The 21,594-nt window shown below is 70.4% G+C and carries 3 protein-coding genes; all 3 read left to right on the forward strand.

The window, feature by feature from the left end; translation table 11 throughout:
- The first annotated feature begins 207 nt into the window (after window positions 1-207).
- From ACH34W_RS02875 to ACH34W_RS02885, 3 genes are read left to right on the forward strand one after another with little or no spacing between them, the layout of a single operon-like run.
- Entirely contained in the window at window positions 208-9,960 is a 9,753-nt protein-coding gene (locus tag ACH34W_RS02875; protein ID WP_395959076.1) for an amino acid adenylation domain-containing protein, read from the forward strand.
- Entirely contained in the window at window positions 9,957-17,654 is a 7,698-nt protein-coding gene (locus tag ACH34W_RS02880) for an amino acid adenylation domain-containing protein (protein ID WP_395959077.1), read from the forward strand. The genes ACH34W_RS02875 and ACH34W_RS02880 overlap by 4 nt, the downstream gene beginning before the upstream one ends.
- Window positions 17,654-21,583 carry an amino acid adenylation domain-containing protein gene (locus ACH34W_RS02885; RefSeq protein ID WP_395959078.1) on the forward strand — a complete coding sequence of 1,310 codons (3,930 nt, stop codon included), beginning with the start codon at window positions 17,654-17,656 and terminating at the stop codon, window positions 21,581-21,583. The genes ACH34W_RS02880 and ACH34W_RS02885 overlap by 1 nt, the downstream gene beginning before the upstream one ends.
- The last annotated feature ends 11 nt before the right edge of the window (window positions 21,584-21,594 follow it).

The raw sequence follows: 21,594 nt of genomic DNA on the forward strand, positions 1-21,594 counted from the left end.
CAGACGTGGTCGAGGGCTTGCCCTGACCGGGGGGCGGGAAAGCAGCGGCGCTCTGCACTGGTTGGGAGCTGGCTCGGCGCGATGGGGTCGCGCGTGAGCGACGCGAGACCGGCAGGGATACGGGGAAAGGGGACGGGGTACGGCCCGAAGTTTCGTCGTCACTCTTCGCGTTATACAAAACCCCTCAGACCGGGAAAGTGCCTCCTGATGTCGTCGATTGAGTACGTTCCTCTTTCCGCCGCTCAGCAGAGCGTTTGGTACGCGCAGCAACTGGCACCTGAAACGCCGATTCATATTGCGCAGTACATCGAAATCGAGGGCCCGATTGATCACGCCGTGTTCGACCGGGTGGCGAATATCGCGGCGCACGAGGGCGAAGCCATGAACGCCCGCATCGTCGAGCGGGACGGCATTCCTTTCCAGATCCTGGATCGCACCGCGACGGCGACGGTTCCGCTCGTCGACCTCAGCGGCGAAAAAGACCCGCGGGCCGCCGCGCACGCGTGGATTCGCGAGCGCATGGCCGAGCCGCTGCCATTGGACGGCGAGCGCCTTTACGTCACCGGCTGGCTGCGGCTGGGGCCGGAGCTGCACTGGTGGTTCATCCGCGCCCACCACATCGTCGCGGACGCCTTCAGCGGCTCGATGGTCAGCCGCCGGGCCGCCGAGGTCTACACGGCACTGGCCAACGGCGGCGAGTACGAGGAGGTCGAGCACGGCTCGTACCGCGGGCTGCTGGCCGAGGACGCCGCCTACCGCTCCTCGGAGAAGTACGAGCGCGACCGCGCCTACTGGACCGAGCGCTTCGCCGACAAGCCGGTCGCCGTCAGCCTGACCGACGACATGGCCGTCCCGACCCCGTGGCCGATCAGCCGCATCACCACGCTGCCGCCGGACGCCACCGCCGACCTCGCCGCCGGCGCGCGGCGGCTGCGCACCGCCACCCAGGCGCTCGCGATCGCTGCGATCGCCGCGTACGTCGGACGCATGACCGGCACCGAGGACGTCATCATCGGCCTGGCCGTCACCGGCCGCACCACGCCGCTGGCGCAGGAGACGGCCGCGATGGCCTCCAACATCCTGCCGTTGCGCGTGGAGGTCCGGCCGGACATGTCGGTCGAGGAACTGGTGCGCTCGGTCACCCGGGCCACCGCGCGGGCGCTGCGCCACCAGCGCTACCGCCGCGAGGACCTGGTGCGCGACCTGAAGATGCTGGGGGAGCGGCGCCGGCTCTACGGGCCGACGGTCAACATCATGGCCTTCGACTACCGGCTCGACTTCGCCGGCACGCGCGGCCGCATGCACGCCATCACCACCGGGCCGGTGGACGACCTGTCGGTCAACATCTACGACAACTTCGACGGCAACGGCCTGCGGGTCGACTTCGAGGCGCACCCCGACCTGTACACCGAGGCCGAGGTCGCCGCCCACCAGGAACGTTTCATGCGGTTCCTGACCGCGCTCGGCGCCGTCGACCCGGCCACTCCGCTGCGCGACGTCGAGTTCCTGGACGAGGCTGAGCGGCGGCTGGTCCTTGCGACCAGCAGCGGGGTCGTCGCGCCACGCGCCACCGAGACGTGGCCCGTGCTGTTCGAACGCCAGACGGCCGCCACCCCGGACGCACCGGCCGTCCGCCACGGCGCCGAGACGTTCACCTACCGGGAGCTCAACTCCCGGGCCAACCGGCTTGCCCGGCGGCTGATCGCGCTCGGCGTCGGCCCCGAGGACCTGGTCGGCATCGCGCTGCCGCGCGACGCCGCCATGGTCGAGGCGCTCACCGCCGTCCTCAAGGCGGGCGCCGCGTACCTGCCGATCGACCTCGCCTACCCGCCCGACCGGATCGCCTACATGCTGGCGGACGCCGCTCCGGCCTGCGTCATCACCACCAGCGGCGCCGCGCTGCCCGGCGGTGTCACCCGCATCGAGCTCGACCTCCTCGCGGACGATCCCGAGCTCGCAGATACCGCCGACACAGCCGACACAGCCGACACAGCCGACACAGATGTTACGGATGCCGAGCGGGTCCGGCCCCTCCTGCCTGGCAACCTCTCGTACGTCATCTACACCTCGGGCTCGACCGGCAGGCCCAAGGGCGTCGCCGTCAACCACGCCGACATGAACGCGTTCCGCGCCCGCGTGCTGGAGTTCTTCGGTGCCGACGCCCTGCGGCGCGCGGCGTTCGCCACCTCGCTCAACTTCGACCTGTCGGTCCAGGAGTGGCTGCTGCCGCTGACGGTCGGCGGCGAGATCGAGGTCCTGCGGGACCTGCTGGAAGTCGGCGAACGCGGCGGCTGGTCCGGCACGTTCATCGGCGGCGTGCCCTCGGCGGCCTCGGCGGTGCTCGGCCGCGAGGACGTGCGGATCGAGGCCGACCACATCACGCTGGGCGGTGAGGCGCTGCCCCCGCCGATGCTCCGCGAGGTCCGGCGGCAGGCGCCGGACGCCCGCATCTCCAACATCTACGGGCCGACCGAGGCGACCGTCGTGGTGACCGGCTGGTACGACGACGGCAACCCCGAAGGGCGGGCCCCGATCGGCCGGCCCATGGCCAACGTGCGTGCCTATGTGCTGGACGCGGCGCTTCGGCTTGTCCCAGCGGGCGTGCCGGGCGAGCTTTACCTCGGCGGCCCGGGCGTGGTCCGCGGCTACCTGCGCCGTCCGGGGCTGACCGCCGACCGGTTCGTGGCCGACCCGTTCGGCGAGCCCGGCGCCCGCATGTACCGCACGGGCGATCTGGCGCGCTGGGCACCTGCCGGGAGGTCGGACGGGGTGGGTTGGTCGGGTGCGGAGCACAACCTGGAGTACTTGGGCCGCGCCGACCACCAGGTCAAGGTGCGCGGCTTCCGTATCGAGCTGGGCGAGATCGAGACCGCCTTCGCAGCCCACCCCGGCGTACGGCAGAGCGTCGCGGTCGCCCGCACGGACGACGTGGGCGACACCGTGCTGGTCGCCTACGTCGTCCCCATCGAACCAGGCCTGCCGCTCGACCCGGCGGCGCTGCGCGGTTTCGTGGCCCGCACGCTGCCGGAGTACATGCTGCCCGCAGCCGTCGTGCAACTCGCCGAGCTGCCGCTCAACCCGGCCGGAAAATTGGACCGTGCCGCCCTTCCCGCCCCCGATTTCACAGAGGCGGTCACTGGACGGGGCCCGCGTGACGCCCGGGAGGAGATCCTGTGCGGGATCTTCACCGAGGTGCTCGGGCTGCCGGGCGTCGGCATCGACGACGGTTTCTTCGACCTCGGCGGCGACTCGCTCAAGGCGACCCGGGTGGTCTCGCGCGCCCGCGCCGCGCTGAACACCGAGCTGCCGATCCGGGTGGTGTTCGAGACGCCGACCGTCGCCGGGATCGCCGCCCACATCGCCGCCGCGACGGCCGGGCCGGAGGGCGAGGTGCGGCCCGCGCTCATCCCGGCGGCCCGCCCGGATCCGCTGCCGGTCTCGTACGCGCAGGAACGCCTGTGGTTCCTGAACCGGCTCGAAGGCCCGACTGCCACCTACAACATGCCGATCCCGCTGCGGCTGACGGGCGAGATCGACCACGCCGCGGTGCGTGCCGCGCTGCACGACGTGATCGCCCGCCACGAGTCGCTGCGGACGTTGTTCGGCGAGGCCGACGGCGAGCCGTATCAGCGGATCCTCGACCCGGACGAGGTCGAGCCGGAGCTGACCATCGTCGAGGCGCCGGGCAAAGACCTGACCGGAGACCTGCACGGGCGGCTTTTCATGGACGCCACGCGCGGCTTCGACCTGGCCGACCAGCTCCCGTTGCGCGCCTTCCTCTACCGGCTCGCCGCCGACGAGCACGTCCTGTTGCTCGTTATGCACCACGTCGCCGGTGACGGCTGGTCCTTGGCGCCCCTGGCGAGGGACGTCATCACCGCCTACATCGCCCGCAGCGACGGCGCCGCACCGAGTTGGAAACCGCTGCCGGTGCAGTACGCGGACTACGCGCTCTGGCAGCGGCAGCTTCTCGGCATCGGGCCCGAGAGTCTCGCCGCCCGCCAGCTCGACTACTGGAAGGGCGCCCTGGCGGGCCTTCCGGACCAGCTGACCCTGCCCACCGACCGGCCCCGGCCCGAGCGCGCGTCCTACCGGGGCGGGCAAGTCACGTTCGAGGTGCCGCAGGAGTTGTCGGACGGCCTGTCCGCTCTGGCCCGCGACCACCAGGTCAGCCTCTTCATGGTGCTGCAGGCCGCGCTCGCCGCGCTCCTCACACGGCTCGGCGCGGGGACCGACGTGCCGATCGGCTCGCCGATCGCGGGCCGGACGGACGAGGCGCTCGATGAGCTCGTTGGCGTCTTCGTCAACACCCTGGTCCTGCGCACCGACACCTCCGGTGACCCGGCGTTCGCCGAGCTGCTCGCCCGGGTGCGGGAGACCGATCTCGCCGCGTACGCCCACCAGGACGTGCCGTTCGAGCGCATCGTCGAAACCCTCAACCCGGCGCGGTCCCTGTCCCGGCACCCGCTCTTCCAGGTCATGCTCACCCTCCAGAACAATCCGGCGCCGTCGGTCGAGCTGCCCGGGCTGACCGTCGGAGTCGAGCCGGTGGACGCCGGGGTGGCCAAGTTCGATCTGGAGTTCCTGCTGGACGAGCCAATGGGCGGCTCAGGCATGGTGGGGACGATCGAGTACGCGCTGGACCTGTTCGACCGTGCGACCGTCGAACGGCTCGCGGGCTGGTACCGGCAGGTGCTCGAGGCCGTCGTCGCCGACGCGTCCGTCGCCGTCTCCGGCCTGGACCTGCCGGGCGCCGACGAGCTCCGCGCGACGTCGATCGCGGACCAGCCCACCGCCGAGCCGACCGCCGAGCCCACGGCCAAGCGCCTCGTCGCGTACGTCGTCGCGGCCCCTGGACAGACCCTCGACCCCGAAGAGCTGCGCGCCCACGTTCGCCAGCACCTGCCCGAGTCGATGGTGCCCTCCGCCGTGGTCGTCCTCGACCAGTTGCCGCTGACCCCCAACGGCAAGGTCGACACCAAGGCGCTGCCCCGGCCCGCGATCACAGCGCCCGAGACCGCGACCGCCTACCGTGCCCCGCGGGACGCCCGCGAGGAGACGATCGCCGCCGTGATCGCCGACCTGCTGGGCGTCGCCCGGGTCGGCATCGACGACGACTTCTTCGAGCTGGGCGGCAACTCGCTCATCGCGATGCGGGTCGTCAGCCGGGTCCGGCGGGCGCTGGACGTCGAGCTGCCCGTGCGCGCGCTGTTCGAGGCGCCGACCGTCGCCCGGCTGTCCGCGCAGCTGGGCGACCTGACTGCGGGCGAGGCGGGGCGCCCGGCGCTGGAACGGCGTGAGCGCCCCGAGGCCGTCCCGCTGTCGTACGCGCAGCAGCGGTTGTGGTTCCTCAACCGGTTCGAGGGGCCGTCCGCCACGTACAACGTGCCGACCGCGCTGCGCATCCGCGGTGCCCTCGACTACGAGGCGATGCAGGCAGCCCTCGGCGACCTTGTCATGCGGCACGAGACGTTGCGGACGATCCTGCCCGACAGCGGCGGCGTGCCACGGCAGCTCGTCCTGGATCCGTCGGCGGCGCGCCCCGAGCTCCAGATCACCGAGACCACGGCGGCCGAGCTGCCCTCCCGGCTCGGGATGGCAGCGGGCTACGCGTTCGACATCTCCGCCGAGCCGCCACTGCGCGCCCATCTCTACAAGATCGCGCCAGACGAGCACGTCGCGCTGCTGCTCATGCACCACATCGCCGGGGACGGCTGGTCCATGGCGCCGCTCGCCAAGGATCTGATCTCGGCGTACGCGGCGCGGGCGGGCGGCCAGGCCCCGGACTGGGCGCCGCTGCCGGTGCAGTACGCGGACTACACGCTGTGGCAGCAGGATTTGTTCGGGTCGGAGGACGACCCGGAAAGCCTGATCTCGCGGCAGATCGCGTACTGGAAGGACGCACTCGCCGGGCTTCCCGAAGAACTGGAACTGCCCGCGGACCGGCCGCGCCCCGCCCAGGCGTCCTACCGGGGCGGCACGGCCCGCTTCCGGCTGGGCCCCGATGTGCGCACGGCGCTGCTGAAGGTCGCGAGGGAGACCGGCACCAGCCCGTTCATGGTCGCGCAGGCCGCCTTCGCCGCACTGCTCACGCGGCTCGGCGCCGGGACGGACGTGCCGATCGGCTCGCCGATCGCGGGCCGTACGGACGAGGCGCTGGACGACCTGATCGGCATGTTCGTCAACATGCTGGTCTTCCGGACCGACACCTCCGGCGACCCGGCGTTCCGGGACCTCGTCGCGCGGGTGCGGGAGACCGACCTCGCCGCGTACGCCCACCAGGACGTCCCGTTCGAGCGGCTCGTCGAGGTCCTCAACCCGCCGCGCCACCTTGGCCGCCACCCGCTCTTCCAGGTGGGCCTGACCTTCCAGAACAACCCCGAGGCCAAGCTGGAGCTACCCGGCTTCAGCGCGGAGGTCGAGCCGCTGCACGCCGGTGTCGCCCGTTTCGACCTCCTCATGGTCCTCACCGAGCGCGAGGACGGGCTGGACGGCGAGCTGGAGTACGCGCTCGACCTTTACGACCCGGCCACGGCGCGGCGGCTCATCGACCGCTTCGAGCGGTACCTGACCGCGCTGCTCGCCGACCCCGAGGCCCGGATCAGCGAGATCGACGTCCTCGATCCGGCCGAACGCGAGACCATCCTCACCGAATGGGCAGGCGGCGCAGCGGGTCCGGTTGAGCGGGCGACGGGTCCGGTGGAGCGGGCGACGATTCCGGCGTTGTTCGAGGCGCAGGCGGTGTTGCGGCCGGGTGCTCCGGCGGTGTCGTTTGAGGGCACGACGCTGACGTACGGCGAGCTGAACGCTCGTGCTAACCGTCTGGCGCGTCATTTGGTGGCGCAGGGTGTGGGGCCTGAGCAGTTTGTGGCGTTGAAGCTGCCGCGTTCGGCTGATTTGGTCGTCGCGGTGCTGGCTGTGTTGAAGTCGGGTGCGGCGTACGTACCGATTGATCCGGACTATCCGGCCGACCGTATTACCTACATGCTCGAAGACGCCCAACCAGCCCTCATGTTGGAGAGCATCGAGATCCCCGAGGGCTACGACGACAGCGATCTCGGCATCGCGGTGTCGCCGGACAGTCCGGCGTATGTCATCTACACGTCGGGTTCGACTGGGCGTCCCAAGGGTGTCGTGGTTCCGCATCAGAACGTGGTGCGGTTGCTGCGTTCGACCGAGCAGTGGTTTGACTTCGGCTCCGATGATGTGTGGACGCTCTTCCACTCCTACGCGTTCGATTTCACCGTGTGGGAGTTGTGGGGTTCGCTGCTGTACGGCGGTCGCCTGGTCGTCGTTCCCTACCTGACAAGCCGTTCGCCGGAGGACTTCCTCAAGCTCCTTGCGGCGGAGAAGGTCACGGTCCTCAACCAGACGCCGTCGGCGTTCTACCAGCTCATGGCCGCTGACCGGGATAACCCCGGCACTGACCTGGCGCTGCGCTATGTCGTCTTTGGCGGTGAGGCGCTGGAGCTGGGCCGTCTCGAAGACTGGTATTCACGGCACGCGGACGACGCGCCGACCCTGGTCAACATGTACGGGATCACCGAGACGACGGTGCATGTGTCGTACGTCGCGCTTGATCGCGCCTACGCCGCGACCGCGCCCGGCAGCATCATCGGGACCGGCATCCCCGACCTTCGCGTCTACGTGCTTGACGACCATCTCCAGCCGGTCGCGCCTGGAGTGGCGGGCGAGTTGTACGTGGCGGGCGCCGGTCTGGCGCGGGGCTATCTCAACCGCCAGGCCCTGACCGCCGAACGCTTCGTCGCCGACCCCTACGGCAAGCCCGGCACGCGCATGTACCGTACGGGCGACGTCGGCCGCTGGGGTCGCGATGGCAGCCTGGAGTATCTGGGCCGGTCCGACCAGCAGGTGCAGCTGCGCGGATTCCGCATCGAGCTGGGCGAGATCGAATCGGCCCTGGCCAGGCATGCCCCCGTGGCCGACGTGGCGGTCATCGCCCGCGACGACCGCCTGATCGCCTACGTGGTCGGCGCGGACATCGACTCCACCGCCCTGCGGCGCGCCGTCGCGCAGGACCTGCCGGACTACATGGTCCCGGCAGCCGTCATGGCCCTGGACGCGCTGCCGCTGACGGTGAACGGCAAGCTGGACCGCGACGCGCTGCCCGATCCGGACTTCGCCGCCAAGGTCTCCTCGCGTACTCCGAGCACCACCGACGAGGAAACCCTCGCGGCTCTCTTCGCTGAGGTGCTGGGTCTCGAACGAGTGGGCATCGATGATGGTTTCTTCGATCTGGGCGGTGACTCGATCATCGCGATCCAGCTGGTGTCCCGGGCCCGCCAGTCCGGCCTGGTCATCTCGCCTCGCGATGTCTTCCAGCACCAGACCGTCGAACAGCTCGCCGCGATCGCCCGGCCGGTCGGTGAGGGCGAGGAGATCGAGGTCGAGGCGCCCGGCACCGGCACCGGGCCCGTCCCGGTCACACCCGTCGTCGCCTGGCTGCGCGAACGAGTCGGCGGCGACGCCGACCTGATCCGCGGCTTCCACCAGTCGACCCTGCTCCGCACACCCCCGGCTCTCGGCACGGAACGCCTCACCGCCGCGTTCCAGACCCTCCTCGACCACCACGACATACTGCGGCTGCGGCTCGACGTGGACGGCGACCGGTGGCAGCCCGTCGTCCGGCCGACCGGGACGGTCGCCGCCGAGGGACTCGTCACCCGCGTCGACGTCGCCGCCCTGGACGGCGACAAGCTCGCCCAGGTCATCGCCGAGCACGCCGCCGCAGCGCGCGACCGCCTCGACCCCGCCGCCGGGATCACCGGGCAGCTCGTGTGGTTCGACGCGGGCCAGGCGCAAGGCCGCCTGCTGGTCGTCCTGCATCACCTCGTCGTGGACGGCGTGTCCTGGCGGATTCTCCTTCCCGACCTGGTCACCGCCTGGGCCGGGGAAGAGCTCCAACCTGTCCTCACCTCGTTCCGCCGCTGGGCGCAGCGGCTCACCGCCGCTGCGACCGACCCGGCACGCGCCGAGGCCGAGCTGGACACCTGGCTCGACATCGTGGACGGTCCCGTCCAGCAGCTTGCGAGCCGGGACCTCGACCCGCGCGTGGACATCGCCGCCCGCACCCGCACGGTCCGGCTGGACCTGCCCGCGGACGTCACCGGGCCGCTGCTCACCGACGTGCCCGCCGCGTTCCATGGCCGCGCCAACGACGTGCTGCTCACCGGGCTGTCGCTCGCCGTCGCCCAGTGGCGCAAAAACCGCAGCGAAGCCGCTGCGGGGGGTGCGGGGGGTCGTCCCCCCACAGGGGGCACGCACCGCGGTGGCCGCGGCACCGGCGTGCTCATCGACCTCGAAGGCCACGGCCGCGCGGACATCGTGCCGGGCGTGGATCTGTCGCGTACCGCAGGCTGGTTCACCTCGATCCACCCCGTCCGGCTGGACGCGGGCACGATCGACTGGGCCGAGGTACGGGACGGCGGCCAGGCCGTCGGCACCGCCATCAAGAAGGTCAAAGAGCAACTCCGCGAGATCCCCGACGACGGCATCGGCTATGGCCTGCTCCGCTACCTCAACGCCGAGGCCGCCGAAGAGCTGGCCGATCTCGCGCCCGCGCAGATCGCGTTCAACTACCTCGGCCGGGTGGATCCGGGTGGCGAGGGCGGCGACTGGAGCCTTGCCACCGAGGAGCTTCCCGGCGGCGAGGACCCACGGATGCCGATGGCGCACCTCCTGGAGATCAACGCGATCACCCGGGACCTGGCGGGCGGCCCCGAGCTCAGCGCCACCTGGACCTGGCCGGACGGGTTGCTGGCCGAGGACGACGTACGGGAGCTCGCCGAAGGCTGGTTCGAGGCGCTGCGCGGCCTGGTCGCGCACGTCAGCGGCGACGGCACCGAGGCGGCCGGCGGGTTCACCCCCTCCGACCTCCTGGTGGACCTCGACCAGTCCGAGATCGACCAACTGCAGGACGCCTGGAGGAAACAAGGGTGAACCGTGGTGACCTTGAGGACATCCTGCCGCTTTCGCCGCTGCAGCAGGGTTTCTTCTTCCATGCCCTGTACGACGCGGAGACCGGCTCGGGTGGCAGGGACGTCTACACGGCGCAGATCGTTCTTGATCTCGACGGGCCGCTGGACGCCGCCGCGCTGCGTACCGCCGCGGACACGTTGCTCCGGCGGCACTCCAACCTGCGCGCCGCGTTCTGGCACGAAAAACTCTCCAAGCCGGTGCAGGTCATTCCGCGCAGTGTGGAGCTGCCCTGGGAAGAGCTAGATGTCGCGGACGAGGCTGAGGCAGATGCGGTCGTGGCACGGGAACGGACGCGCCGTTTCGACGTGAGCGCGCCGCCGCTGCTGCGGTTCGTCCTCGTCAGGATGGGGGCCGAGCGGCATCGGCTGGTGTTCACCAATCACCACATTCTGCTCGACGGATGGTCCACGCCGATCCTGGCGACCGAGCTGTTCATGTTGTACGTGCAGGGCGGGCATGACTCGGGCTTCCCGCGCGTCACCCCGTACAAGAGCTATCTGGCCTGGCTCTCCAAGCAGGACCGTGACGCTGCTGAGAAGGCTTGGCAAGGCGCGCTCGACGGCGTGGCGGAGCCTAGTCTTGTGGCGCCTGACGCGGTGGGCCGCCCGCCGGTACTGCCCGAACGGACCATCACCGAGCTGGATGAGCGGCTGACCAAGAAGCTCCAGCGTGCGGCCCGGCGGCACGGCGTCACACTGAGCACCGTGCTGCAAGGCGCGTGGGGTCTTGTGCTCGGACGCTTGCTCGGCACGAACGACGTGGTCTTCGGCTCGACTGTGTCAGGTCGGCCTGCGGAGCTGCCAGGCATCGAGCAGATGATCGGGCTCTTCATCAACACCCTGCCCGTGCGTGTGAGATACCGGCCGGAGGAGTCGCTCGCCACCCTCATGGAGCGCCTCCAGGACGAGCAGGCCGAGCTGCTGCCGCACCACCACCTCGGCCTCACCGACATCCAGCGGATGGCGGGCCACGGCCAGCTCTTCGACACGATGACCGTGCTGGAGAACTATCCGTTCGACCCGGCCTCGATGGACGGATCGCTGAACGGCGTGCGGATCACCGGTGCCGACTCGTATGACGCGACGCATTTCCCGCTGTCGTTCGTCGCCGCGCCCGGTCCCGAACTGTCGCTGCGGCTGCATTACCGGCCGGACATCTACGAGAAGGACGTCGTCGAGGCGCTGCTGGCTCGTATCCGGCGTGTCCTGGAGGCGTTCGCCGACGACTCCGGGCAGGCGATCGGGGCCGTGGAGCTCGCGGGGGAGGACGAGCGCGCACGGCTCGCCACCTGGAACGACACGGCGGCTGAGCTGCGCCCGGGCACGCTGCCGGAGCTCTTCGAAGCGCAGGCCGCGCGGACGCCGGACGACGTCGCGCTGGTGTGCGGAGGCCTTTCCCTCACGTATGCGGAGCTGAACGCGCGGGCCAACCGCCTTGCGCACGAGCTGATCGCCCGTGGTGTGGGGCCCGAGGACCGGGTCGCGCTGGTGCTGCCGCGCACCCCGGAGATCGTCGTGTCGATCCTCGGAGTGCTGAAGGCGGGCGCGGCGTACGTGCCGATCGACCCCGAGTACCCGGCCGAACGAGTCACCTACATGCTCGACGACTGCCGGCCCGCGCTGACGATCACGGAGAGCCTCGACGTCGCGGGGCGTCCCTCACATGACCCCGAACGCAGGGCTTCGGCGGGCAACAGCGCCTATGTCATCTACACCTCGGGCTCGACCGGACGCCCCAAGGGCGTGGTCGTGCCGCACGTGGGCGTCCTCAACTACTTCGAGGCGCACCGCGTCGCGTTCTTCGACCCGGCGATCGAGGCGGTCGGCGGACGGCGGATGCGGTTCGCGCACCTGTCGTCGTTCTCGTTCGACACGTCGTGGATGGGCCTGCTGTGGATGATGTACGGCCACGAGCTGCACCTCATCGACGACGAGATACGCCGTGACGTCGAGGCCTACACGTCGTACGTCGCCAAGGCGCGCATCGATCTCGTCAACACCACGCCGTCGCACTTCCAGTCGCTGCGGGAGGCCGGGCTGCTGGCCGATGACGGGCGGCACCGGCCGTGCCAGTTGCTGCTCGGCGGGGAGGCGATCAGCGCGGCGGTGTGGGCTGAGCTGCGTGCGCTGCCCGGCGTGACGACCCGCAACTTCTACGGGCCGACCGAATCGACCATCGACACCATGAACCAGGTGGTCGGCCTCAGCGAACGTCCCACGGTCGGCAGCCCCTACCGCAACACCCGCTCGTACGTGCTCGACGCGGCCTTGCAGCCCGTGCCGCCCGGCGTCCCCGGTGAGCTCTACCTCGCCGGTGTGCAGCTGGCACGCGGTTATTTCGACCGTCCCGGCCTGACCGCCGAACGTTTCGTCGCCGACCCGTTCGGCGACCCGGGCGACCGGATGTACCGCACCGGCGACCTCGTGCGCTGGACGTCCGCCGGGAGGTCGGACGGGGTGGGTTGGTCGGGTGCGAGAGGCACCATTGAGTATCTCGGACGGGTCGATGACCAGGTGAAGATCCGCGGTTACCGGGTCGAGCTCGGTGAGATCGAGAGCGTCGTCGGTGCGTACCCGGGCGTCGCGCAGGCCGCCGTCGTCGTCCGTGAGGACACACCGGGGGAGAAGCGCCTGGCCGCCTACGTCGCCGGAGACGTGGACGTCGTGGCGCTGCGGCGGCACGTCGCGGCGAGCCTCCCCGACTACATGGTCCCCTCGTTCACCCTGCTGGACGCGCTGCCGCTGACCGTGCACGGGAAGCTGGACCGCCGGGCCCTGCCCGCACCGGGCACCGGGGCCTCGGTCAGCCGGGCGCCGCGGTCGCCGCGCGAGGAGATCCTCGCCGGGCTGTTCGCCGAGGTGCTCGGCGTCGCACGGGTCGGCGTGGACGACGGGTTCTTCGCCCTCGGCGGCGACTCGCTGATCGCGACGCGACTGGTCGGCAGGATCCGGTCGGCGCTCGGCGTGGAACTGCCGCTCCGGGCCCTCTTCGAGGCGCCGACGGTGGCAGGTCTGGCCGAGCGGCTCGCCGAGGCGTCCGGCGAGGTCCGGCCCGCGCTCGTCCGTGCCGAACGGCGCCCGGATGTCGTTCCGCTGTCGTACGCGCAGCAGCGGTTGTGGTTCCTCAACCGGTTCGAGGGGCGCTCCGCCACGTTCAACATGCCGGCGGCCTTGCGGCTCGTCGGAGCCATCGACCATGAGGCCCTCCAGGCCGCGCTCGGCGACGTGGTGACGCGGCACGAGTCGCTCCGCACGATCTTCCCGGACGGCTCCGGCACCGCGCGGCAGCTCGTGCTGGAGCCGGCCCTGGCACGACCACGGCTCACCGTGACTGAGACGAACGAGACGCAGTTGCCGGCCGCCCTCGCCGCCGTCGTCGGGCAGGGCTTCGACCTGTCGATCGAGCCGCCGCTGCGGGTCCGGCTGTTCTCGCTTGGCGGGGGCGTCCATGTCCTGATGCTGGTCCTGCACCACATCGCGGCTGACGGCTGGTCGATGGCGCCGCTGGCGCGGGACGTGATCCTGGCGTACGCGGCGCGCAGCGAGGGCAAGGCGCCGGACTGGGCGCCGCTGCCGGTGCAGTACGCGGACTACACGCTGTGGCAGCAGGATTTGTTCGGGTCGGAGGACGACCCGGAAAGCCTGATCTCGCGGCAGATCGCGTACTGGAAGGAAACCCTTGCCGGCATCCCGGACCAGCTGGAACTCCCGGCCGATCGGCCCCGGCCGCCCGAGGCCAGTCACCGGGGCGCCACGTTCACCTTCGAGCTCGATCCCGACCTGCACGCGCGGCTGCTGAAGATCGCGCGGGAAAGCGGCGCCAGCCTGTTCATGGTGATGCAGGCGGCGTACGCGGCGCTGCTGACGCGTCTCGGCGCCGGGACGGACGTGCCGATCGGCTCGCCCATCGCGGGCCGTACGGACGAGGCGCTGGACGATCTGGTCGGCATGTTCGTCAACATGCTGGTGCTGCGCACCAACACGTCCGGCGACCCGTCGTTCCGCGAGCTGATCGGGCGGGTCAAGGAGACGGACCTCGCCGCGTATGCCCATCAGGACCTGCCGTTCGAGCGGCTCGTCGAGGTGCTCAACCCGGCGCGGTCGATGTCCCGGCACCCGTTGTTCCAGGTGGCCCTGTCGTTCCAGAACAACCCCGAGGCCAGGCTTGAGCTGGAGGGCCTGAGCGGGGGAGCCGAGGCGCTCCCGTCAGGTGCCGCCAAGTACGACTTGTCCCTCTATCTGGAGGAACGGCACGGCGACGACGGTGTTCCCGCCGGGATCGAAGCCGGGCTGGAGTACGCGCTGGACCTCTTCGACCCGGCCACCGCCGAGTCGATCGCGGGCCGCTTCGAACGGCTGGTGCGCGAGCTGCTCGACGCACCCGACGAGCCGATCGGCACCGCTGAGATCCTAGATCGGGCCGAACGCCGCACCATCCTGCGCAAGTGGGCGGGTGGCGCGGCAGGTCCGGTTGAGCGGGCGACGATTCCGGTGTTGTTCGAGGCGCAGGCGGTGTTGCGTCCGGATGCTGCGGCGGTGTCGTTTGAGGGTTTGACGTTGTCGTATGGCGAGTTGAACGCTCGTGCCAATCGTCTGGCGCGTCATTTGGTGGCGCAGGGTGTGGGGCCTGAGCAGTTTGTGGCGTTGAAGCTGCCGCGTTCGGCTGATTTGGTCGTTGCGGTGCTGGCGGTGTTGAAGTCGGGTGCGGCGTACGTGCCGATTGATCCGGACTATCCGGCCGACCGCATCGCCTACATGCTTGAGGACGCACAACCGGTCCTGACACTTGACTCGATCGAAGTGCCGGGCGGCTATGCCGACTCCAACCTGGGTGTGCCCGTCTCACCGGCCAATCCGGCGTACGTCATCTACACGTCGGGTTCGACTGGCCGTCCCAAGGGTGTGGTCGTTCCGCATCAGAACGTGGTGCGGTTGTTGAAGTCGACCGAGCAGTGGTTCGACTTCGGGCCGGATGATGTGTGGACGTTGTTCCACTCGTATGCGTTCGACTTCACCGTGTGGGAGCTGTGGGGTTCGCTGCTGTACGGCGGCCGTCTGGTCGTCGTTCCCTACATGGTTTCGCGTTCGCCGGACGACTTCCTGAAACTTCTTGCGGCTGAGAGGGTCACGGTCCTTAACCAGACACCGTCGGCGTTCTACCAGCTCATGGCCGCTGAACGGGATGACCCTGGCACCGATCTGGCGCTGCGCTATGTCATCTTCGGCGGTGAGGCGCTGGAGCTGGGCCGCCTCGAAGACTGGTACTCACGGCATGCGGATGACGCTCCGACGCTGGTCAACATGTACGGGATCACCGAGACGACCGTGCATGTGTCGTACGTCGCGCTTGATCGCGCCTACGCCGCGACCGCGCCCGGCAGCATCATCGGCACCGGCATCCCCGACCTTCGTGTCTATGTGCTCGGCGACCGCCTCCAGCCCGTGCCGCCCGGTGTCGTGGGCGAGCTCTATGTCGCCGGTGCAGGTCTGGCGCGGGGCTATCTCAACCGCCAGGCCCTGACCGCCGAACGCTTCGTCGCCGACCCGCACGGCAAGCCCGGCACACGCATGTACCGGACAGGCGATCTGGGCCGCTGGGGTCGCGATGGCAGCCTGGAGTATCTGGGCCGGTCCGACCAGCAGGTGCAGCTGCGCGGCTTCCGCATTGAGCCGGGCGAGATCGAATCCGTTCTCGCCCGCCACGAGTCTGTCTCTGACGTGGCCGTCATCGTCCGCGACGACCGCCTGATCGCGTACGCGGCCGGTGCAGACATCGACTCGGCGGAGCTTCGCCGCTTCGCCGCCCGCGACCTTCCCGACCACATGGTCCCCGCGACGGTCGTGCGGCTCGACGCGTTGCCCCTGACCTCCAACGGAAAGCTCGACCGTAAGGCCCTCCCCGCCCCGGACTTCGCGGCCAAGGTCTCGTCGCGTACGCCGCGTACCGCCGATGAGGAGACCCTTACGGCGCTCTTCGCCGAGGTGCTGGGTCTGGAACGAGTCGGCATCGACGACGGCTTCTTCGACTTGGGCGGTGACTCGATCATCGCGATCCAGCTGGTGTCCCGGGCCCGCCAGTCCGGTCTGGTGATCTCGCCCCGCGATGTCTTCCAGCACCAGACCGTCGAACAGCTCGCCGCGATCGCCCGGCCGGTCGGTGAGGGCGAGGAGATCGAGGTCGAGGCGCCCGGCACGGGGACCGGGCCGATCCCGGCGACGCCGATCATGCAGTGGTTCCGCGGCCTGCGGGGCCCGGTCAGCGACTACAGCCAGCGCATGTTGCTCCAGGTCCCGTCCGCCCTCGACATGGAACGGCTGACGACGGCCCTGCAAACGGTCCTCGACCACCACGACATGCTGCGCCTGCGCGTGAACGGCGACGACTTCGAAGTCACCGAGCCCGGCACGGTCAACGCCGCGTCCCTGCTCCGGCGAGTGGACATCCAGGGCCTGACCGGCGAGGCCCTCCGCGACGTTCTCGCCGACGAAGCGGACGCCGCGAAGACTCGCCTCGACCCGGCCGCCGGGATCATGGCGCAGCTCGTCTGGTTCGACGCGGGCACACGATCAGGCCGGCTCCTTCTGACCCTGCACCACCTGGTCGTGGACGGCGTCTCCTGGCGCATCCTGCTCCCCGACCTGGTCACTGCCTGGGCAGGGGAAGAGCTCCAGCCAGTCCCCACCTCGTTCCGCCGCTGGGCCCAACGCCTGGTGGCCGAGGCCTCAGAACCCTCCAGGGCAGCCGAACTCCCCCTCTGGACCGACATCCAGAGCACCCCGGACCCGCTCCTCGGCGCCCGCGCGCTCGATCCGGCGACCGACACGTTCGGCACCGCCCGCCATCTCACCGTCGACTTGCCCGCCGATGTCACCGGGCCGTTGCTCACCGACGTGCCCGCCGCGTTCCACGGCCGGGTCAACGACGTGCTGCTCACCGGCCTCGCCCTCGCCGTCGCCGAGTGGCGCCGCGGCGACGACCCCGCGGTGCTGATCGATCTGGAGGGCCACGGCCGCGAGGAGATCGTCCCGGGCGTGGACCTGTCGCGCACGACCGGCTGGTTCACCTCGATCTTCCCCGTGCGGCTCGACGCGGGCCCGATCGACTGGCCCGAGGTCGCCGAGGGCGGCCAGGCCGTCGGCACCGCGCTCAAGCGGGTCAAGGAGCAGCTCCGCGAGATCCCCGACAACGGCATCGGCTACGGCCTGCTCCGCCATCTCAACCCCGCCACCCGCGAACGCCTCGCGGGCCGTTCCCCCCAGATCGCCTTCAACTACCTGGGCCGATCCGCCGCCTCCGAGGCCACCGACTGGTCCCCGGCCGCGCAAGCCGAGAGCGACGCCCTCGGCAGCGGCCAGAACGACGCCCTCGCCCTCGTCCACGCCATCGAGGTCAACGCCCACACGCGCGACCTCCCCGGCGGCCCCGAGCTCACCGCGACCTGGACCTGGGCAGGCGCGCTCTTCTCGGAAGAAGACATCGAGTCCCTCGCCGACAAGTGGTTCGCGGCCCTGCGTGGCCTCGTCGCCCACGTCATCGACGGTGGCGACGACGGGCCTGTCGGCGGCTTCACTCCCTCGGACCTCTCCCTCGTGGAGGTCAGCCAGGACGAGATCGACGAACTGGCCGCAGAGCTCGACGACGAATGGGAGCTTTGATGACGGCACCGCCGCAGCAGCAGAAGCAGTCTCAGCTGGAGGACATCCTGCCGCTGTCGCCGCTGCAGCAAGGGTTGTTCTTCCACGCTCTGCATGACAGCGGCCAGGACGTCTACACGGCGCAGGTCGTCTTTGATCTGGAAGGGCCGCTCGATGTGGCGGCTCTGAAGGCGGCGGCTGCGACGTTGCTGCGGCGGCACGCCAACCTGCGGGCCGGGTTCCGGCAGCGTAAGGAGGGCACGCCGGTCCAGATCGTGCAGCGGCAAGTCCGGTTGCCGTGGCAGGACATCGATCTGAGCGGGACGCCCGAGGCCGAACGTGAGGCGGAGGCCAAGGCGGTCGTGGATCGGGACCGGGCGACGCCGTTCGACATGGCCAAGCCGCCGCTGCTCAGGTTCACGCTGATCAAGCTGGCGGACGGCCGGCACCGGATGGTGTTCACCAACCACCACATCCTGCTGGACGGCTGGTCCACGCCGGTGCTCCAGACCGAGCTGTTCGCGTTGTATCTGGCTGGGGGCGACGACACGGGGATGCCGCGTGTCACCCCGTACAAGAACTATCTCGCCTGGCTCGCCAAGCAGGACCGTGGCGCGGCCGAGGAGGCGTGGCGGCGCGCGCTGGCGGGGGTGGAGGAGCCCACGTTTGTTGCGCCGGAGGCTAGGGCTGCGACGGGCGAGCCTGGCCGGGTTCGGCTCAGGTTGAACGAGCAGCTGACCGCCGACCTGAATGCGCGGGCGCGGGCTCAGGGGGTCACGCTCAACACGGTGATGCAGCTCGCGTGGGGCATGCTCCTCGGGCGGCTCACCGGCAACACCGACGTGGTGTTCGGCGCCGCGGTGTCCGGGCGCCCCGGGGAACTGCCGGGTGTCGAGCAGATGATCGGGCTCTTCATCAACACACTCCCGATCCGGGTGCGCGTGCGGCCTGCGGACACGGTCGCGGAGGCCCTCAAGCGGCTCCAAGGCGAGCAGGCCGAACTGATGGCCCACCACCATCTGGGCTTGGCCGACATCCAGCGGCTCACGACGGTCGGGACGCTGTTCGACACGATGACCGTGCTGGAGAACTACCCGTTCGACCCGGACGCGGCGGGCACGGATCTGGGCGGCCTGACGCTGACGGACGTCGACGGCTACGACGCCAGCCACTACCCGCTGGCTCTGGCGGCTGTGCCCGGGCGCCGGCTGTCGCTTCGCGTCGACTACCGGACCGATCTGTTCGAGCCTGAGGACGCGGAACGGCTGGCCGGGCGGCTGGTCCGGATCTTCGAGGCCATCGCCCGTCGGCCGGATGCCCCACTGGCCTCGGTGGACGTCCTCACGGAGGACGAGTCCGCCAAGGTCTTGCAGGAGTGGCAGGGGCCTGTGACGGAGAGACGTCCCGGGACGACCATCACCGAACGCTTCGCGCATTGGGTCCGGAAGACCCCCGACGCCGAGGCGATCCGCTGGGCGGGGCAGTCGATCACGTTCGCCGAGCTCGACGCGCGGGCCAACCGGCTCGCGCATCGCCTGATCGGTCTCGGCGTGCGGTCGGAGACGCCGGTGGCCATGCTCCTCGAACGATCCGCCGACTCGATCGTGGCGTCGCTGGCCGTGCTCAAGGCGGGCGGCGCGTACGCCCCGATCCACCACGGTTATCCGCCGGACCGCATGGCCTGGGCCGTCGCCGAGGTCGGCGCGCCGGTGCTCCTGGTCAACACCCCGATGAAGGACCGCGCGGCCGAGCTGGAGGGATCGGCCACCGTGATCGTGGTGGACGACGACCCCGAGCTCGCCGTCCAGCCGGGCACCGACCCCGGTGTCGTCAACCGGCCCGATCAGCTCGCGTTCGTCCTGTTCACCTCCGGGTCCACCGGGCTGCCGAAGGGCGTGATGCTCCGGCACCGCGACGCGGTGGACCTGGTGGACGACGCCGCCATGCGCAACGGCGGGCACGATCGGGTGCTGGTGCACTCGGCGCACGCGTTCGACGCCTCCACGTACGAGATGTGGATCGGGCCGCTGGCCGGCGGCTGCGCCGTCGTCGCACCGCCCGGCCAGCTGGACGCCGCCGGTCTTGAGCGGATCATCAACGACGAGGGCGTCACGGGGATCTTCATCACGACGACGCTCTTCAACCTCGTCGCGGAGGAGCGGCCGACGGCGTTCGCCGGGCTCAAGGAGGTGCTCACCGGCGGGGAGGCGGGTTCCCCCGCGGCGATGCGCAAGGTCCTGGCGGCCTGCCCGGACACCGAGGTCGGCCATGTCTACGGGCCGACGGAGGCTACGACCTACACGACGATCGCCGGAATGCGTGCGCCGCTGGCAGCGGGCGACCGGTCCCCGATACTGGGCCGCCCGATCGACAACATGCGGTTGTACGTGCTTGACGAGGGGCTCCTGCCCGTGCCGCCCGGCGTGACCGGTGAGGCTTACATCGCGGGTGCGGGACTCGGCCGCGGTTACCTCGACCGGCCCGGGCTCACCGCCGAGCGCTATGTCGCCGACCCGTTCGGTGCGCCCGGCGAACGGATGTATCGGACCGGCGACCTGCTCCGGTGGCGGCCGGACGGGCAGCTGGAGTACGTCGACCGGGCCGACTTCCAGGTGAAGATCCGGGGCTTCCGCGTCGAGCTCGGCGAGATCGAGTCCGTGCTCGCCGCCCATCCCGGTGTCTCCAACGTGGCGGTCATCGCGCGCGAGGACACGCCGGGGGCCAAGCGGCTCGCCGCGTATGTCATCCCCGTCTCCGGCGTCCCGGACGACCCACGCCAGTTCGCAGAGCAACTGCGGCGGTGGGCGGCGTCGCGGTTGCCGGAGTACATGGTCCCGGCGGCGTTCGTGGTCCTGGAGACCTTTCCGACGAACCCCAACGGCAAGCTCGACCGGCGGGCGCTGCCCGCGCCCGACTACGGGCGGGGCGGCACAGGGCGCGACCCGGAGACGCCGGAGGAGGAGCTGCTCTGCACGCTGTTCGCGCAGGTGCTGGAGGTCGAACGGGTCGGCGCGGACGTCAGCTTCTTCGACCTCGGCGGGGACAGCATCGCCGCGATCAAGCTGGTCACGCGGGCGCGGCAGGCCGGGCTTGAGCTGGCGCCGCGGGACGTCTTCACGTACCAGACCGTGGAGGCGCTCACCCGGCGCGGCGAGGAGGAGCAGCTCGGGTTCGAGGTGCTGCTGCCGATCCGTCCGGCGGGCTCACGGCCGCCGGTGTTCTTCGTTCACCCGGCGGGCGGGCTGGCGTGGAGCTATCTGCAGTTCCAGCGCCATCTGAGCCCTGAGCAGCCGATTTACGGGTTGCAGGCCAGCGCGTTCACGCGGAACGAGCTACCGGGATCGGTCGAGCAGATGGCGCGGGACTACGTGGCCGAGATCCGGGCTGTCCAGCCGAACGGGCCGTACCACCTGGCGGGCTGGTCCCTCGGCGGACTCATCGCGTACGAGATGGCCTGCCTGCTCCAGGCCGACGGCCAGGAGGTGGCGCTGCTCGCGCTCATCGACGCCTTCCACACCCAGGACCTGGAGGCCGAGAAGCGCGAGATCCTGCCCGAGCTGCTGGAGTCCATCGGCATCGACGCCACGATGATCGCCGAGGACGGCAATCCGGACCTGGTACAGATCATGGCGGTGCTGGCCGATCGTGAGGACGCCCTGTCCACGCTCGGCGAGGACGACCTGGTCAACGTCTACCGCAACTACGAGAACGGGGTGCACCGCGCCGAGGAGTACCGGCCCGGCCCGTTCCGCGGCGACATCGTCTTCTTCACCGCGCTCCAGGGCCGCACAGACGAGATGCCCACCGGGCCCGCCAACTGGGCCCCGCTGGTCGACGGGCGGATCGAGGACCACCCGCTGGACGTCGACCACCACCTGCTGATGGAACCTGAGCCGGCCGCCGAGATCGGCGCCGTGCTGGCCGCCAAGCTCGACGAAATATATGGATAGGAAGGACCCCC

This window comes from Actinomadura sp. 6N118, from assembly GCF_044326415.1.
GTDB lineage: Bacteria > Actinomycetota > Actinomycetes > Streptosporangiales > Streptosporangiaceae > Spirillospora.

What these genes read in the sequence shown, in the direction of transcription:
- ACH34W_RS02875 (WP_395959076.1), top strand. Translation starts at nt 208, where the DNA reads ATGTCGTCGATTGAGTACGTTCCTCTTTCCGCCGCTCAGCAGAGCGTT.
- ACH34W_RS02885 (WP_395959078.1), top strand. Translation starts at nt 17,654, where the DNA reads ATGACGGCACCGCCGCAGCAGCAGAAGCAGTCTCAGCTGGAGGACATC.